This is a genomic window from Belliella buryatensis, assembly GCF_900188245.1.
In the GTDB taxonomy this organism is placed as follows: Bacteria; Bacteroidota; Bacteroidia; order Cytophagales; family Cyclobacteriaceae; genus Belliella; species Belliella buryatensis.
The window spans coordinates 156,555-173,538 of record NZ_FZOK01000009.1 but is presented as its reverse complement, the minus strand read 5'-3'; the positions used below and the strand labels follow the sequence as shown (position 1 = coordinate 173,538).

The 16,984-nt window shown below is 39.4% G+C and carries 17 protein-coding genes; 5 read left to right on the top strand and 12 right to left on the bottom strand.

Going from position 1 to position 16,984, the window contains the following annotated elements:
* Positions 1–16: 16 nt before the first annotated feature.
* From CHB66_RS10955 to CHB66_RS10940, 4 genes are all read right to left on the bottom strand, one after another.
* A complete protein-coding gene (locus tag CHB66_RS10955) occupies positions 17–1,807 on the bottom strand; it encodes an ABC transporter ATP-binding protein (protein ID WP_089240822.1) in 1,791 nt (596 codons plus the stop codon).
* 61 nt (positions 1,808–1,868) lie between these two features.
* On the bottom strand, positions 1,869–2,195 hold the full coding sequence (locus CHB66_RS10950; RefSeq protein WP_089240820.1) for a DUF6787 family protein: 327 nt from the start codon (positions 2,193–2,195) through the stop codon (positions 1,869–1,871).
* Between the two features lie 2 nt (positions 2,196–2,197).
* Complete coding sequence (locus CHB66_RS17300) at positions 2,198–2,371, bottom strand: HepT-like ribonuclease domain-containing protein (RefSeq protein ID WP_394335281.1); 174 nt, start codon at positions 2,369–2,371, stop codon at positions 2,198–2,200.
* Between the two features lie 154 nt (positions 2,372–2,525).
* On the bottom strand, positions 2,526–4,259 hold the full coding sequence (locus CHB66_RS10940) for a M14 family metallopeptidase (RefSeq protein WP_089240816.1): 1,734 nt from the start codon (positions 4,257–4,259) through the stop codon (positions 2,526–2,528).
* A gap of 136 nt (positions 4,260–4,395) precedes the next feature.
* Between CHB66_RS10940 and CHB66_RS10935 the strand changes: the two genes are divergently transcribed.
* Positions 4,396–5,517: an AAA family ATPase gene (locus CHB66_RS10935; RefSeq protein ID WP_089240814.1), complete on the top strand. Its 1,122-nt coding sequence runs from the start codon at positions 4,396–4,398 to the stop codon at positions 5,515–5,517.
* Positions 5,518–5,567: 50 nt separating this feature from the next.
* Here the strand turns inward: CHB66_RS10935 and CHB66_RS10930 are convergent, their stop codons facing one another.
* The 4 genes from CHB66_RS10930 to pdhA form a co-directional block, all read right to left on the bottom strand.
* Positions 5,568–6,887 carry an aspartate kinase gene (locus CHB66_RS10930; protein WP_089240812.1) on the bottom strand — a complete coding sequence of 440 codons (1,320 nt, stop codon included), beginning with the start codon at positions 6,885–6,887 and terminating at the stop codon, positions 5,568–5,570.
* Between the two features lie 99 nt (positions 6,888–6,986).
* Positions 6,987–7,463, bottom strand: coding sequence for a 6,7-dimethyl-8-ribityllumazine synthase (ribH, locus tag CHB66_RS10925; RefSeq protein WP_089240810.1), 477 nt, complete (start codon positions 7,461–7,463; stop codon positions 6,987–6,989).
* A gap of 85 nt (positions 7,464–7,548) precedes the next feature.
* Complete coding sequence (locus tag CHB66_RS10920; RefSeq protein WP_089240808.1) at positions 7,549–8,256, bottom strand: tetratricopeptide repeat protein; 708 nt, start codon at positions 8,254–8,256, stop codon at positions 7,549–7,551.
* 144 nt (positions 8,257–8,400) lie between these two features.
* On the bottom strand, positions 8,401–9,420 hold the full coding sequence (pdhA, locus tag CHB66_RS10915) for a pyruvate dehydrogenase (acetyl-transferring) E1 component subunit alpha (RefSeq protein ID WP_076498471.1): 1,020 nt from the start codon (positions 9,418–9,420) through the stop codon (positions 8,401–8,403).
* Between the two features lie 107 nt (positions 9,421–9,527).
* On the opposite strand from pdhA, the gene recF reads away from it, so the two are divergent.
* Complete coding sequence (gene recF, locus CHB66_RS10910; protein WP_089240806.1) at positions 9,528–10,637, top strand: DNA replication/repair protein RecF; 1,110 nt, start codon at positions 9,528–9,530, stop codon at positions 10,635–10,637.
* Here recF and CHB66_RS10905 read toward each other — a convergent pair.
* Entirely contained in the window at positions 10,631–11,047 is a 417-nt protein-coding gene (locus CHB66_RS10905; RefSeq protein WP_076498468.1) for a DoxX family protein, read from the bottom strand. The genes recF and CHB66_RS10905 overlap by 7 nt on opposite strands.
* 141 nt (positions 11,048–11,188) lie before the next feature.
* Here CHB66_RS10905 and CHB66_RS10900 point away from each other — a divergent pair, with 141 nt between their 5' ends.
* Complete coding sequence (locus CHB66_RS10900; protein ID WP_089240804.1) at positions 11,189–12,331, top strand: TlpA family protein disulfide reductase; 1,143 nt, start codon at positions 11,189–11,191, stop codon at positions 12,329–12,331.
* A 232-nt stretch (positions 12,332–12,563) separates the two neighbouring features.
* On the opposite strand, the gene CHB66_RS10895 is transcribed toward CHB66_RS10900, so the two are convergent.
* Complete coding sequence (locus tag CHB66_RS10895) at positions 12,564–13,472, bottom strand: sugar phosphate nucleotidyltransferase (protein WP_089240802.1); 909 nt, start codon at positions 13,470–13,472, stop codon at positions 12,564–12,566.
* Positions 13,473–13,813: 341 nt separating this feature from the next.
* Here CHB66_RS10895 and CHB66_RS10890 point away from each other — a divergent pair, with 341 nt between their 5' ends.
* Both CHB66_RS10890 and CHB66_RS10885 read left to right on the top strand, forming a co-directional pair.
* Complete coding sequence (locus CHB66_RS10890; protein WP_089240868.1) at positions 13,814–14,152, top strand: P-II family nitrogen regulator; 339 nt, start codon at positions 13,814–13,816, stop codon at positions 14,150–14,152.
* A gap of 45 nt (positions 14,153–14,197) precedes the next feature.
* A complete protein-coding gene (locus CHB66_RS10885) occupies positions 14,198–15,430 on the top strand; it encodes an ammonium transporter (RefSeq protein ID WP_089240800.1) in 1,233 nt (410 codons plus the stop codon).
* A gap of 225 nt (positions 15,431–15,655) precedes the next feature.
* Here the strand turns inward: CHB66_RS10885 and nadC are convergent, their stop codons facing one another.
* Both nadC and CHB66_RS10875 read right to left on the bottom strand, forming a co-directional pair.
* Complete coding sequence (gene nadC, locus CHB66_RS10880; protein ID WP_089240798.1) at positions 15,656–16,516, bottom strand: carboxylating nicotinate-nucleotide diphosphorylase; 861 nt, start codon at positions 16,514–16,516, stop codon at positions 15,656–15,658.
* 40 nt (positions 16,517–16,556) lie between these two features.
* Entirely contained in the window at positions 16,557–16,862 is a 306-nt protein-coding gene (locus CHB66_RS10875; RefSeq protein WP_245812709.1) for a DUF4783 domain-containing protein, read from the bottom strand.
* Between the last annotated feature and the right edge of the window lie 122 nt (positions 16,863–16,984).

Here is a 16,984-nt window from a genome sequence, read left to right as displayed (position 1 = left end):
GCTTTAACTTGATGTTTTAATCTGCAAACTGTAACCTGACCAAATTAGCATAAAAACCATCTTGTCGTAAAGCCAAACTATCATGTGTCCCTTCTTCCACAATTTCTCCATCCTTGAGGACATAGATCCGGTTTACTTTTCTAATCGTAGAGAGCCTATGAGCAATGATGATGGTAGTTCTGTTCTGCATCAAGGTATCCAAAGCCTCTTGAACCAAGTTTTCAGATTCTGCATCCAAAGAGGAAGTGGCTTCATCCAAAATCAAAATAGCTGGATCCTTCAATATTGCTCTTGCGATGGCTACACGCTGACGTTGTCCCCCTGAAAGCTTAATGCCTCTCTCGCCTACTTTGGTGTCCAATCCCTCAGGAAACTTAGCGATAAACTGCCATGCATTTGCTTTTTTAGCAGCTTCTATAATTTCTTCTTCAGTGGCATCAGGCTTGGCATAGGCTATATTCTCCCGAATGCTCCCCCCAAAGAGTAAGACCTCTTGTGGCACTATGCCAATATTCGATCTCAGCTGCTTGAGGTTCCAGTCTTTGACAGGCTTTCCATCAACTTGTAGGGTGCCTTCATTTACTGGATAGAAATTAAGCAAAAGCTGTATGATGGTAGATTTTCCAGCTCCCGAATGACCGGCTAAAGCAATCTTCTCTCCTGCATTGATTTTAAAATTAATGTTTTTTAGGACTTCTACTTCATTACGTGTAGGGTATCGAAATCTAACATGGTCAAATACGACCTCACCTCTGATTTTTGCTTTCTGAAAATCTGCAGTAGCATCTTCGGGAGTTTCTTCCAAGATTTCTAAAACACGCTCTGAGCTACCAATCGCTTTCTGCAATTGACCATAGATGTCTCCCAAGCCTGCGATCGAGCCTCCTATGAAAGTGGTGTAAAGCACAAATGAAACAAGATCTCCTACACTCATCTCACCTGAAGCTACCAAACTAGCACCATACCACATCACCGCAACGATCCCACCAAACAAGGCAAAAATGATAAAGGAGATAAAAGCACCTCTGAAGCCTGCAGCTTTTAATGCTACTTTGACAACCCTATTAAGCCCTGATTGATATCTCTTCGATTCGTAATCTTCTCCTACAAAGGACTTCACAGTAATGATGGACTGAAGTGTTTCTTCCACGATTACATTGGCAGCAGCAAGTTCATCTTGTGCTTGCTTGGATAGCCTTCGGATAAACTTCCCAAAAACCATCGCAATGATGACCAAAATCGGAAAAGTAGCCAACATAAATAGCGTCAACTTAGGCGTCGTCACCATCAAGAATACAACCCCAGCTAGCAACGTGATGATTTGTCTGAAAAGTTCTGCAAGCGTAGTAGAAAAGGTGTCCTGCAGCATGCTTACATCTGCTGTGATTCTTGATATCAACTCACCAGTCCTTCTTTTGTCAAAGAAGGTCATGGGCAATTGAACCAATTGACTGTAGAGCGCTATTCTGATATCTCGCATGCTTCGCTCGGAAACCTTTGCAAACAACCAAACTCTAAAAAAGGAAAATACACTTTGGATCAAAAGGATCCCAAGAAGAATAAATGCAATGGAATTGATATCATTGACTAGCCAAGTGTCGCCAGACGCGGTATCTATCAGCTTACCCGCTACAAAAGGGAAAGTCAGTAAAGTGAGACTTGATAATAACAAGAAAACCAAGCCAATGAAAAAAGTCCATTTGTAAGGTAAGACAAAACGGAATACGCCACTGAGTTTTCCGAGATTTTGCTTATTGAGTTTACGCTTTTCGTGTTCTTCCAGGTTTTTACCTCTTTTTTTCGCCATTCCTGTCTTATGCTCTTATCAAATCAATCTGCAAATTTACGTAATCATGCTACCTAAAAGACTATCGTTTGCCGATTTTTTTGATTCTTCTGAAAATCTGTTTTTCTTTTTCCCAGAAAAAATGAAATTGACCAAATACAAAGCCCCAAAAAAGCAGGATGATCTGATAAAGCGGGAGGACAAGTAGTAAGTAGAGCACAGTTTTCCAAAAACCTCCTTTTTCCATACTAATCCCCAAAAAATCAAAGATAGGCTTCTTGATGAAAAGAATTGTAAAACCAGTCAATGCGAAGACCACCAAAACAAGAATGACCTGTTGGAGACTTTTCAGTTTCCATTTGGTTTGAAGCTTTTTTAAAAGTGAAGGTGTCGTTTCTTTTTTATTCATTCCTATTTCAATTCCTCATTATCTAAAATATCCATTATTTGTTGTGTAATCTCTGGAAGACAATTAGTAGCTAAGTCCCAGATTATTTCAATATCAACACCAAAGTATTCATGTGAGATTTTTTTTCTCAATAGATACATCTCTGTCCATGGCACATCTGGATATTTTATTTTAATTCTTTTGGAAGTTTTTTTGATGCCTTTCCTATGACCTCAAAATTTCGAATTACCACATCAATCATCTTAATACCTTGACTAAATTCTAAAAAAGAAAAGCCATGGATATTTATTGTTATTCTTTACATGGCTTGAATCATATCCTCAAATATAATCAATTTTCCACTCTATAGACTGGATACCTATTATGCTCTTTTTCCTTCCACGGTGAGCGCTCGTAGACCCATCTGAGTTGCGCTGGGCCACTATTTGCAAGTGTCTCATCTGCCGCTTTAGCCGCTTCTAATTCTGATTTGAGTTGGGGGTTTTTGCTCAAGAACTCTGCTGCCAAATCCTCAAAGACATACGCAGAATAGCCTTCTTTAGATTGAAGGATGGTGTCGAAGAAATTCCATGCAAAGAAGCTATCTTCACCTTCTGGCTCGAGAACTTCCATTAGGTAATTATTAGCCTCTTGATTCATGTGTACGATAACATCTCCTTTCCGGAAGTGCATGATTTCACTTGACTTATCTACAGCTACTCTGCTGTGGAGGTAGTGCCCCTCAAAAGACCTTTGCCCTGTTTGGAAATCCTTGATATGGTAAACAGTCACCGACACGGCACTGTCCTTTTTGAGCTCTTCAACCTTGATCCCATTTCTTCTAAGGTTATCAATGACATTATGCCAACCTTGAGGGATAATATACGCCTTAGGTTTGTCAATCGTCAAAGTAGGTTTATAGGTATCATAAAACTTGATCTCCATACTATATGGCTTAGCTCTGTCATAATACAAGCGGGGCAGTCCTGAAATTTCAGATGGCTTTTGGCCTGATTCATAACCATGAAATTCCATCATCTGAAAAGTACTGCGATCAGAGGAATGATTTAGACCAAAACTGCTTTGATTGGATACAGCAGCTCGATCTGCTTTGACCATAGCAACGATCTTGCTGGCGTCTCTTTGAAATAATGCGATAAAGGATTCAAAAAGTGCATAAGTAGAAGCTACTCGCTGATCATATGGTTTCAGCATGTGTGTTTCTGGCATAAAGCTGAGTGTTTTGAACAGGGCTGCATAACCACTACTGTACCTACCGATATCTTTGAATTGAGGCCATCCATTTTCTGGTCCACTTCCATAAGCATTGACATAAGGAATCATGGGAAAATCCCTCTTTTTCATATCCGCATATAGAAATGGGTTCATTTCTTTTTGTAAATATTCACCCAATTGACCTCCCAGCCTATTGTGTTGGGTAGAAATCAATGTCATCACGTGTTGGTAATCTGCTCCATTACTCACATGGGTATCGATGAATACATGAGGCTTCATCCAGTTGAAGATTTGCTGAAAGGATCGGGCATTTCTTGTATCTGCCTTAATAAAGTCTCTATTTAAGTCATAGCTTCGAGCATTACCTCTGAAACCAAATTCCTCTGGGCCGTTCTGATTGACCCTGCTGTGAGCACCCCTGTTGAGATGACCACCAATATTATATACTGGAGTGATGGCTAATATGGTCTTTTCTGGTAAGTTTTGCTTTCCAAGTAAGATATCTCTCAGTAGCATCATAGATGCATCTATACCATCTGGCTCACCTGGGTGGATAGCATTATTAATGTACACAATCAGTTGCTCTTGCTGATGCCACACCTTTGGGTCAAATTCCCCACTTGGATCGTAAATCACCACATGAAGTGGCAACCCAGCATCTGTGGTTCCCATTTCTACCATTTTGACTTGTTGAAAATCTGCCGCCAACTCCGCAAAGTATGCGATTACATCCTCATAAACAGGTGTTTGCTTTCCTGCAGATTTTTCAAATTGAGTCAAATAAGTTTTTTGTCCGTAGGCCATCAAGCCACCAAACAAGCACAATGAAAGGAGTAGGATTTTTTTCATGTCGAAATTTGAGTAAAAAGTAGATTAAATACTAAAAGGATTTTACAACTGGTTTTGATTATTCTACCTTTATTACGTACTTTACGTTATGTACTTTGCGTTACGTACTTTGCGTAACAATGACTAATATGACGCTATGAAAAAGCCAGACAATCCTTTCGTATTGAACACCTATCATGGGAAAGCCTATTTCTGTGATAGAGAAAAAGATCTTTCCTTACTACAAAATCATATAAACAATGGAAGAAATGTCGTATTATATGCTTGGAGAAGGCTGGGAAAGTCTGCTTTGGTACATAGATTTTTTGAGGAATTGGAGGACTCTGGGGCTTATGAGACGGTATATGTAGATTTCCTTTCGGCAATATCTATGGAAGACGCTGTGAGAGAACTGTCCAGCGCAGTATTTGAAAGATTTGGTAAGACCAAATCTGGAATTAGTGCTAGCATTCAAAAATTGATAGCATCTATAGGCGCTTCGATTAGTTTTGATCCCATATCAGGCGTGCCTTCATTGAGTCTAGGCTTGAAAGCCCCTGGCCATGAAGAGCAGTCCCTTCATGCATTGGGAGATTTTTTGAGTCAAAGAAAAAAGAGCATAGTGGTAGCGATAGATGAATTTCAACATGTATCTACTTACAATGAAGTTCATGCAGAAGCCTTATTTAGAAGTTGGGTACAAAAATTTCCAGATATCAGGTTTATTTTCTCTGGTAGTCACAGAGGCATGATGTCAGAGATGTTTTTGGAGAAGAATAGACCGTTTTATCTCAGTGCTCAAATGCTCCCATTAGATCCTATACCACTAGAAAAATACTCCGCTTTTATTCAATCACACTTTGAGGCCAAGAAAAAAGTGATCTCTGAAGATATCATCAAGATGATAATCGAATGGTCAAGGGGACAGACTTATACGGTTCAATTGATTTGCAATTATCTCTACGCTCAATGCCAAGAGGTCAAAGAAGCTGATTTTCATCGTGTAAAAAGAGATATCTTGGAACAGCAACAAGCTATTTTTGCTAATTTCCCAAAAATGCTCACAAAGACTCAGTGGCGGGTCTTTCAAGCCATAGCCAAAGAAGAACCCTTAGAAAACCCACTTTCCAAGGAGTTTATCAACAAACATCAACTAGGTGCTGCAAGCACTGTGAATACAGCAATCAAATCCCTTAGAAAGCAAGAACTCGTCATCGAGGACAATGGAGTGTACTTGGTTCACGAGGTACTTTTAGCCAGATGGATGGCCAGGTCATAAAAAATCCCCTTCCTAAAATAAAGAAGGGGATTCAAATTCGAAGGATTGGTTTACCACTCGAATAGTCCGCTGTTCAGGCTTTGAAGCGCAGCATTTTTGTATTGAGCATCTACCAGCAGAGATACATTGTGCCTGCTTCCTCCATAGGAAACCATCCTGACAGGATAGTCCGTCAGACAGTTCATGATCTGTGCGACGCTCCCTTTTGATTCTGCAATCAAGTTCCCTACAATAGAAATGATGGTTTGATTTTGATCTACTTCAACTGATCCATAAGCTTCCAACTCTCGGATGATTTCTTTGAGATGGGACAAATCATCAATCGTCACTGAGACTGCAACCTCAGAGGTCGTGATCATATCAATGGAAGTCTTGTACTTTTCAAAAACCTCGAAAACCTTTCTCAAGAAACCATAAGCCAAAAGCATCCTGCTAGACTTAATCTTAATGGCAGTGATTCCATCCTTTGCAGCTAAAGCCTTGACACCAGTACCTTGTTCTTTGGCAGTAATGGTCGTCCCAATAGCATCAGGCTCCATGGTGTTGAGCAATTTGACAGGAATATTGTATTGTTGAGCAGGCCAGATAGAAGCTGGGTGTAGAATCTTGGCTCCGAAGTAGGCCAACTCTGCTGCTTCATCAAAAGACAACTGAGCGATAGGCCTGGTCTGATCTACAATTCTAGGGTCATTGTTGTGCATACCGTCGATATCAGTCCAGATCTCCACCACTTCGGCATTGATGGCAGCACCAATTAGTGAGGCCGAATAATCAGAACCTCCACGCTTGAGGTTATCTACTTCGTTTCTGTGGTTTTTACAGATATAGCCCTGTGTTACAAAGATGCTCTCTTCTGGATAGTTTTTCAGGATTGATTTTACCTTCTCTGAAATCTTTTTCAATTCAGGCTCGTGATTTTCATCTATACTCATAAAATCCAATGCGGGCAAGAATACCGCTGGAATATCCAGCTCCTGCAAAAGGGTATAAAAAAGCTTGGTTGAGAGCAATTCTCCTTGAGCTAATATATCCCTATTAATCGCCTCATTGAAAGAAATCTTAAGAATGATATTGAGAAATTCAAAGTGCTCAGCAATGATCTTTTCAGCTTTTTTGCGTGCAGAATCTGACTTGAGCAAATCCTTGTAGAAAGTCAAATAATGCGCATGTAAAACGTCAATACGCTTTTTTGCAAGCTCTTTATCAGCATCTGCCAAAGCTTCACCAATACCTACAAGCGCATTTGTTGTTCCTGATAGCGCCGAAAGCACCACAATCTTCTTCTGACTATCTCTAGTAATCAGGTCTTTTACTTGATGCATTCGCTCGGGTTTCCCCACGGAGGTTCCACCGAATTTCATTATTTTCATTGATGTATTAGGTTTGAGGTAGTTAATTAATTCAATGTATGAACTCAATTTCTTTGGCCACTCTTTGCCCCTTTGTAAACTCTGCGAGAACCTTGTTTCTTAGAAGCCCAGCATTTTCACAGCTGTAATCGCTGCTTCATCACCTTTGTTGCCATGCTTTCCTCCTGCTCTATCAAGAGCTTGCTGCATAGTGTCTGGAGTCAACACCCCAAAGATCACTGGCTTGTTATACTTAAGACCAACATTGGTTATGCCATGAGCCACAGCATCACAGATAAAGTCAAAATGCCTAGTCTCTCCTTGAATCACACAGCCTAGACAAATTACAGCATCGATCTCTTCTATTTCTGCTAACCACTGAGCGCCTAATGTCAGTTCAAAGGAGCCTGGTACATTTTTTCTATAAATATTATCCTTTTTGGCACCATGCTTTAGCAATGTTTCCAAAGAAGCCGAAAAGAGAGATTCTGTAATTTGATCGTTCCATTCTGAGACCACGATTCCAAACTTTTTGTTTGAGATATCTACAATATTTTTTTCTGAATACTGACTGAGACTTTTGAGGTTAGTAGCCATTAGGATTATTTTTTTGAGTTTGTGTATAAAAAAAGAGTAAGACCATTGGGGTCTTACTCTTCTCAAATGCTTAAATATACAAGCATTACCTAGAGGCAAGACCTTCTAAGCGTGCTTTATGCTTTCGTGCGTTGGTAAATTCGTATGATTCAAAGTATTTTTCTTCGATCGTTTCGTAGGTTTTGATAGCATTGGTCAAATCACCATCTTCTTCATAAGCTACTGCCAATTTATTTAAATATCTTGGAGTGAAGTATTTATTTTCACCTTCAGCCGCAGCCTTTTTGTAATAATTAATCGCTTCTTTAACATTTTCCAACTCTAAATAAGCATCGCCAATTAAGGCATACGTTTTAGCTTGTACAAAATAATCACTTGCTGAAAATTTCTTCAAATGCGTAAGTGCATCATTGTATTTACCTTCTGAAAGATAAATAGAGCCAATGTAGAAGTTAGCCAAGTTAGCTGCATCAGTACCAGAATATTGATCTGCGATTTTCAATAATCCTGCATTGCTTCCATCTCCATTAAGGGCGAGGTCTGTCTGATCTTGTTCAAAGTAATATACAGCTTGGAACATCTCAGCTTGCGCTTTCTCGTTTTGATTTTGCTTATTGATCTGAAAAAACAAGATTCCCGCAATCAAAAGCACCCCTACAATAAGAATTCCACCTACTACTTTAGAATTTTCTCTGACAAAGGTTTCTCCTCGTTCGAGTCTGCTGGCGATCACCTCTGGGTTCTCCAGTACTTCGTATTCTACTTCGCTATTTTTTGTTTGTTTCTTAGCCATTCTATGAAAATTATTGACGCAAAGATATATTTCTTTAAAACAAATGCAAAGCCGTATGGGGAATACATAAAAAACTCTAGTAAAATCAATCAAAAAAGCCTCGAAAAAAGATATTTCCGAGGCTTTTCAAATCTGGTCTTCGATTTATTCCATTACAAATGGATAGTCTTCCTGCATGTACACATCCTTGAATGCATCCTGACCATCAGGCCATGGAGATTCTTCTGCAAATTTAACAGATTCATCTACTTGCTTCTTTACTTTCTTGTCTATCTCTTTGATCTCTTCCTCAGAAAGGATTTTATTATCAAGGATGGTAGCTTTTACTTGCTCAATTGGATCTCTTTGCTTGTACTCCTCTACTTCCTCACGCGTTCTGTATTTTTGAGGATCAGACATGGAGTGACCTTTATATCTATATGTTCTAAATTCCAACAAAGTTGGTCCATCTCCTTTTCTAGCTCGCTCTGCTGCCTCTGCTACCGCTTCGTGGATAGCTTCCACATTCATTCCGTCTACTGGGAAAGAAGGCATGTCGTAGGCTTCTCCAATCTTGTAAAGTTCAGTCACATTGGATGTTCTGGCCACAGAAGTACCCATTGCATATCCATTGTTTTCGATGACGAAAATAACCGGAGTTTTGTACAACATAGCTAGGTTGAAAGCTTCATGAACTGCGCCTTGTCTCACTGCGCCATCACCCATGTGACAAATGCAAAGATTCTTGGTACCTTGGTATTTCTCAGCAAAACCAATTCCTAATCCCATAGGAACTTGTGCACCTACGATACCATGACCTCCCATGAAGTTTCTTTCTTTATCAAAGATGTGCATTGATCCACCTTTCCCTTTGGTGGTACCAGTAGCTTTGCCGTATAATTCAGCCATCACAGCGCCTGGGTCAGTACCAAGCCCTAGCGGGTGAGCATGATCTCTGTAAGCCGTGATCCATTTATCATCTTTTTCCAAAGCGGTAATCGCACCAGCTGCACAAGCTTCTTGGCCGATGTATAAATGACAAAATCCTCGGATTTTCTGCTGACCATATAATTGACCTGCCTTTTCCTCGAATTTTCTCATCAACAACATGCTTTCATACCAAAAAGCATAAGTTTCTTTGGAGTATTTTGCTTTTGACTTTGCAGTCGTACTCTTCTTTGCCATATCGTTATGTTCTAAAATATGCTAAATTTAGGCCTCAAATATAATCAAAAGGGCTGAATTTTAAGGCTGAATGCGAAAATAGTCCAAAAACCCTGTCTTTTCTAAACATGCACCTAAAAAATCTCCAACTCAATCAATTCAAAAATTATCAGTCTGCAAAACTGGAATTTTCTGAGGAGATCAATTGCATGGTTGGCATCAATGGATCAGGAAAGACAAACCTTCTTGACGCCATCCATTATCTATGCCTTACCAAAAGTGCGGTCAACGCGCAGGATAACCAGAATATCCTGCATGATATGGATTTTTTTACAGTAATGGGAGAGTTTGAGATGGCTAAGAATTCTTTGGAGATCAGATGCGTGGTAGAATCTGGGAAAAAGAAACAAATCATCCAAAATGGCAAAGCTGTAGAAAAAATGAGCGATCATGTCGGCTTACTTCCTATTGTGATGATAGCCCCAGATGATACTCAGCTGATCAAAGATGGCAGCGAAGAGCGGAGGAGATTTTTTGACAACATGCTTTGCCAATTGGATAAACCCTACATGGATAATTTGGTCCGGTATCAACATTTTCTCAAGCAGCGCAATGCCTTGCTCAAAAACTTTGGAGAAACTGGAAGGATCAACAAAGCATTGCTTGAACCTTATGACTTAGAATTGATCCGCCTGAGCCGATTGATTGCAGAGGTAAGGTTGGAATTTGTCAATGCTTACAAACCCCTTTTGCTGGAACACTATGCAGATATCTCGGGCAAAAGAGAGACTGTGGACATTCATTATGATACCACTTGTACGGCTGAGGACTTCGAGCGTGAATTCTATCAAAACCAAAGCAAGGATCTTATTTTGAGAAGATCGACCATGGGCATTCACAAGGACGACTTTATATTTGAAATAGATAACTATCCAATCAAAAAATATGGCTCACAAGGACAGCAGAAGTCCTTTTTAATAGCGTTGAAACTCGCCCAATTTGAGATTTTTCATGCTAAAAAAAGTACTAAACCCATTCTTTTGCTCGATGACATTTTTGACAAACTCGATGACCTTCGCATAGAAAAGCTAATGCAATTGGTAGCTGATCAAAGGTTTGGGCAGCTATTTATTACAGATGCACGACCAGAGCGCTCTGCTGGTATTCTGAAAGGAATCAATGCACAAGCTAAGTTTTTCAAGGTCGAGCAAGGTCACGTCTCAGCCTGGGATCAATAACGGTTTTTCTTATTGATTTGACCATCTACAGAGTACTTACCTGGTCCTAGTAGAAATAGACAAACGAATATGGTCAAGAAGAGCAAAGATTTTTCTTGCATGGAAAAAGGATCTCCTCCATGTGCTATAAATGCTGCTACGGACATTGCTATGATCAAAGGTATCAGAGACAATCTGGTCAAAAAGCCAATGGCTAAAAACAAGGCACAGAAAAACTCTGCGAAAATGACCAATTGAAGAGATACTGCGGGTCCAAGACCTATGGGGTCTGAGAAGGTCTGAAGCTTTGCAGAAAAGTCAGAAATTTTTGTCCAACCGTGGGTTGCCATCATCAAACCTGTAGCAGCTCGGAGTACTAAAAGTGCTAGGTCCTTCAATATGGTATTACTGAAGAAAAAGAGCTTTTTCATTTCTTATCTTTTTGGAAGTATTTCAATTTATTTCTTTGATTAAGGTAAAAATCAAATAGTTTACCTGATGGTTTAAGAAAATTCAATTTGAATCTCTAATTTCACACAATAATTACAATGTCAAAGTAATCTAAAATAAGCATGAAATCCATATTAAATTTCCCTAAACTTATACTTTCTCTTTTAACGGGCTTATGCGTCAGTTTATCGGTTAGTGCCCAGCAATCTTTTTCCGATAACTTCGTGGAATACATGGCTGGACTAGAAAGCTATGTGCAAAATGAACTCTACGGACAAGTGAGTGAATTTCTCTACGACGTAGAAGAGACCCCGAATGGAGAGTATTTCATCAGCTTTGTGCTGAATATCAAGCAAGGATTAGATCAATATCACCAAGATCGGGTAGGAAGTCTTGAGGAAGATGAAAGAGCACTCGCCAAAGCGTATACACAAACCATGCTTGTACAACTAGCGGAGCTATACCTAGATAGAGCACAGGAGCTCGAGGTCAAAGAAAAGCAAATATTCCTCCACCAATACTTAGCCAATACTGGACTTAACAAAGAAATAGAACAATTGTCAGATGACCTGGCGCGCTCATTGATGATGGCATTACATTCTGCTATGAAAATTCCTTTTGGAATGCCCAACTCCGATGTACCAAACTATGTCAGAACGATAAGAGGAGAAGATCGGGAATTGTTTTTAGCTTCATTGATCATCAATGATATGCTGATGTTGACAGGTACTTATGAGGAAAGTGAAGAGGCAATTTTGGCATTTAAAAGTGAGTTTGCTTCTTCTAAATTTACCCCAGCACTCAATGAATCTTTGGTCTCTCTGGAAAAATTAAAAACTGGAGCACCAGTAGAAAATTTTAGTTTTGTCAATCTGAATGGTGATCAAGTAAGCCTATCTGATTTCAAAGATAAGATAATCTATCTGGACCTTTGGGCCAGCTGGTGCGGGCCTTGTATACAAACTTTCAGAACAAAGACTCCAGATTTTGAAATGCAATTGAGAGATCAGGAGGACATCGTACTGATGTATGTATCTATAGATGAAACAGAGGAGCCTTGGAAGAAATATCTAGATAAAAATCCGATGCGTGGAATTCATGTCTATGCAGGTCAGGGCTTTGATGCAGAAATTATGAAATATTTCAAAGTATGGGGCATTCCTAGATACTTAATAATAGGCAAAAACAACAAACTTCTAACTCCAAATGCCCCAAGACCTGGGGACGAGGCTATTTCTAAGTTATTGGAATTAGTAGGGGGATGATACATTCATAATAACGAAAAAGGCAACTAGCAGAAAGCAGGTTGCCTTTTTGGATATTGAGTATAATTTGCAAAATAACTTCAAGTAAGTACCACATTTACGCTTTTTCAAAAACGCAGATAATTTAAGTGGAATTAGTTGTTTCAATAGAATATCTACATATCAATCATTATCAGGTTTGATCAAAAGTCTTGAACTGATATCATCAAGTGATAATAATTCGCCTCTCTTTTTACCTACTCCATAGGTTTTCTGGATACTCTCCTGATTCATGTAATTTTTTGAGAGAATCGATTACTACTGGTTTGTCCTCTGTATAAGTGACACCAAACCAAGTTTTCCCTCCTTCCAAAACTTCAACCGCGGCTTTACCCGATTCGATGAGGTTGTTGGCTACCAAAGGAATAAAGAATTCGGATTTGATATTCTCTTTATTGGCTGGTAGAAATTCATTCCACATCTGCTCAATATCAGTAAAAACAGCAGGATGAAAACCCCAGAAATTCATTGAAACTGGTGTTCCTTCTGGTATTACAATTTCTTCACCATCTCCCTTAGCGATGATTCTTCCATTCTCCTTGGCGATAGATGTCCGCTCAATCATTCCAATCAATTGATTGGAGGCATTCATTTCACATACTCCTCGGCTTACTGTACCATTATCAGATAAGACATTCTGAATGGCATATCCAACCATAGCATGGAGATTTGGCTGTACACCATTTGATAAGAACTTCCCTATCACTTCAAATGCCTCCTTTCCATAAAAATCATCCGCATTGATCACCGCAAAGGGTTCCTTGACAGCGTCCTTTGCACAAAGCACGGCATGGGCTGTTCCGTATGGCTTGGCTCGATCTGGATTTTGAAACTTCGTCGGAACATGTGATGTAATCGACTGCAAGACAAAGTCTACTTCGATCTTTCCTTCGATTTTAGGTAGAAACTTTTCCTTAGCTAGTTCTAGGATTTCTTGCCTAACAATGAAAACCACCTTTCCGAACCCAGCCCGAATGGCATCATATATAGAATACTCCAGGATTGTTTCTCCATGAGGACCAAAGCCATCTACTTGCTTATTGCCTCCATATCTACTGCCCATTCCGGCAGCCAAGACCAAAAGTGTTGGTTTGTTTTGCATATTTGAAAATATTGATTTTGATTCCACAGTTCCAAATTTAGTCCTTTCATTTTTTAGACAAAGGTAAAACTCAAAAAATCATCACTTTCCCATGCCTGTTACTCAAATCAACTTTCCAATTTTCATTGCTTCATTCTAATATTTGAGTTTAAATTATAACCCAAACTCAATTACTTATCATCATATAAAGAAAATAATGCTAATTTTTTACCCTATTAATTGGATTTATATATTGTTTTTGATAAAAACAGGTTCAAAAATTAACCATTATTATTTTTTTAACACAATTTCTTTTAGATTTGAAGCATAAATTCAACAAAACCACTAATTCATTGACTAAAATGAAAAAAATAGAAGCAATCATTAGAACATCGAAATTTGAAGACATCTACAAATGTGTAGCTGGCTTGGGGGTGAAATTTCTCTCCTTTTATGATGTCAAAGGAATGGGTTTAGAACATGCACGTCCTCAGACCTACAGAGGGGTGGCTTTTGAGCCATCCTATATTCCCAGAACCAAAATAGAAATCGTGACAACCGAAGACTTGGTAGAGCCAGTGATCAACTGTATCCTAACAGAAGGTAAAACTGGAGAAGTAGGAGACGGGAAAATCTTCGTATCCGAAATCCAAGAGGCTTACAGAATCAGAAACCAAGACACTGGAGAAGCCGCATTATAATCACCAATCGAATTACCTATTTCACTCAAAAACCTTTACAAACCTATGAATCAAGAAATGTTTACCATTAATAACCTATGGATGATGGTGGCCACCATTTTGGTCTTTATCATGCACCTAGGTTTTGCAAGCTTGGAGGCCGGTCTTACTCGCGCCAAAAATACTGTCAATATTTTGTTTAAAAACACCATCATACCAGCCATTGGTTTGTTGACTTATGCTTTTATAGGCTTCAATCTAATGTATCCAGGGGATGACTTCATTGGAAGTTTCTTTGGTTTAGGAGGTCTTGGGATATCACTTCCTGAGGGAGGCAATACTTTTGCATATAATGAAGGATATACTTTTTTTACTGATTTTATCTTTCAAGCTATGTTTGCAGCTACAGCAGCGACCATCGTGTCAGGCGCGGTAGCGGAGCGAATTAAGTTAGGTCCATTTATTTTCTTTTCCATTATGTACGTTGGGATTGTTTACCCAATAGTTGGTATGTGGAAGTGGGGAGGAGGCTTTTTAGATACGCTTGCCACTCCATTTTATGATTTTGCGGGCTCTACAATTGTTCACTCTGTAGGAGGGTGGGGAGCTCTTGTTGGTGCTTATTTATTGGGTCCTAGAATCGGGAAGTATACGGAAAAAGGCATGAGTGCCATTCCTGGTCATAATATTCCTTTGGCGACAGTTGGTGTATTTCTGCTTTGGTTTGGTTGGTTTGGCTTTAATGGTGGTTCAGTCTTAACAGCTGACCCAGGATCTGTCTCATTGGTGTTTGTGACTACGGCTATTGCAGGTGCAAGTGGTGCTTTTGGAGCATTGATGGCATCTTACTTGAAATTCAAATCCTATGATATCACCATGGTTCTGAATGGAATTTTGGCTGGATTGGTCGGCATCACAGCTGGAGCTGATCTAATGAGTGTGGGCGAGTCTGCTATTATCGGCTTTATTGGAGGCACCTTGGTAGTCTTTGCGGTAGTCTTTTTCGATAGAGTAAAAATTGATGATCCGGTAGGTGCCATATCTGTTCACCTAGTCGGTGGAATTTGGGGTACACTCGCCGTAGGCTTGTTTGGAGACCTGGCAAGTTTAAGTCAAGTTTGGTCTCAGTTATTGGGAATCACCGTCGTAGGAGCTTTCTGTTTTGTGACTAGCTGGTTGCTCTTTTTCAGCATGAAGCGTACGATTGGTATCAGAGTAGACGAAAGGGAAGAGACAGAAGGGCTAGATATCAACGAACACAGCATGCGTGCTTATCCTGATTTTGCCACAAAGGATTAAATAATTCCTCAGCCATATGATACAAAAAAGGGGCTTCACTGTTGGTTTAGCCCCTTTTTATTTATTTTAATATGATTATCAGCAATGACACCAGTAATTCAATAAAACGAAAGGATCAAGCGGATAATCGTCAACGGACGACGGTCGACAGTCGACAACATCTGAATTTAAGGTGTGTGCGTAATAAAATGTGGTTACTGGTGCGAAAGAGGATATACATATATTTTAAATAGCTTTTAGACTAATATCTAAACTTTTCACCTGATGGGTAAGTGCACCTACTGAAATATAATCAACACCACATTCAGCCACATCCTTGAGTGTGAGTTCTGTGATTCCTCCGGAAGCTTCAAGCGGGAATCTACCATCCACCAAGTTGACTGCTTTGCGCATGGTATCATAGTCCATATTGTCGAGCATGATATAGTCAATACCACCTACTCGAAGGACTTCCTCCACCTCTTCCAAGGTCCTTGTTTCTACTTCAATTTTCAAATGAAGCCTATTATCCCTGAGGTATTGCTTAGTGGCATGGATAGCCTTTTCTATACCACCAGCAAAATCAATATGATTGTCTTTCAACATCACCATGTCATACAGTGCATATCGGTGATTGAGGCCTCCCCCAAGAACCACGGCCCATTTTTCCATCATTCGGAAATTTGGTGTAGTCTTTCTTGTATCCATCAATTTGGCTTTGGTATGCGCAATCAATTGGGCCAGTTGATTGGTCTTAGTAGCAATTCCACTCATACGCTGCATGCAATTGAGAATAAGTCTCTCTGTAGTCAAAATCGAAGATGCTTTGCCTTTGACCGTCAAACCTACATCTCCAGACTTGACGGCATCGCCGTCCTCCAAAAGTAAGTTTACTTCCAAGGTCGAGTCAAATTGCTTGAAAATTTTTTCAGCTAACTGCAATCCAGCAATAATCCCATCCTCTTTGATCAAAAGTTGAGCTTGCCCTTTTCTATCATTCGGTATAGACGCCAATGAAGAATAATCACCAGGACCTACATCCTCTAAAAGTGCTCTTTCAATAAATTGTCGAATGCTCGACTCGGTTAAATATGGTAAGTTTTTCACAGCACAAAATTAGCAAAAAAGTCTAAGCTGGAATTATAAATCAATATTTCATGATCTCAATGCTGTAAATGCGCATCTCGTCTCTAATCAGTCTTCCTTTTATAAAAATCCTGTAAGGGTCCCCCATTGAGGTGTAAGTCCCAATATAATTTTTGATTTGTTCTCCTGAATTACTTTCATGTACAATTTCAAAGTTCTCTGGTGGATACTTTTTGAAAAAATCTCTTAATACCAATTCCGCTTGATTTTTCGAAAACTCACCCTGATTTCCGTTAATATTGAGTTCGACTCCTTGCTCTAAATACCTAGCTATCTCTCGACTAGAGCCCGTTTTGAAAGTAGTCATAATGATCTCGTTATTTTGATCATGCATGATCTCGACAAACGAGAATATCATTAATACAGAGCAGAAAAAAGGCAATAATTTAAACATAATCCGAAAAAAACAAATTTTACGCCAAAGATGAA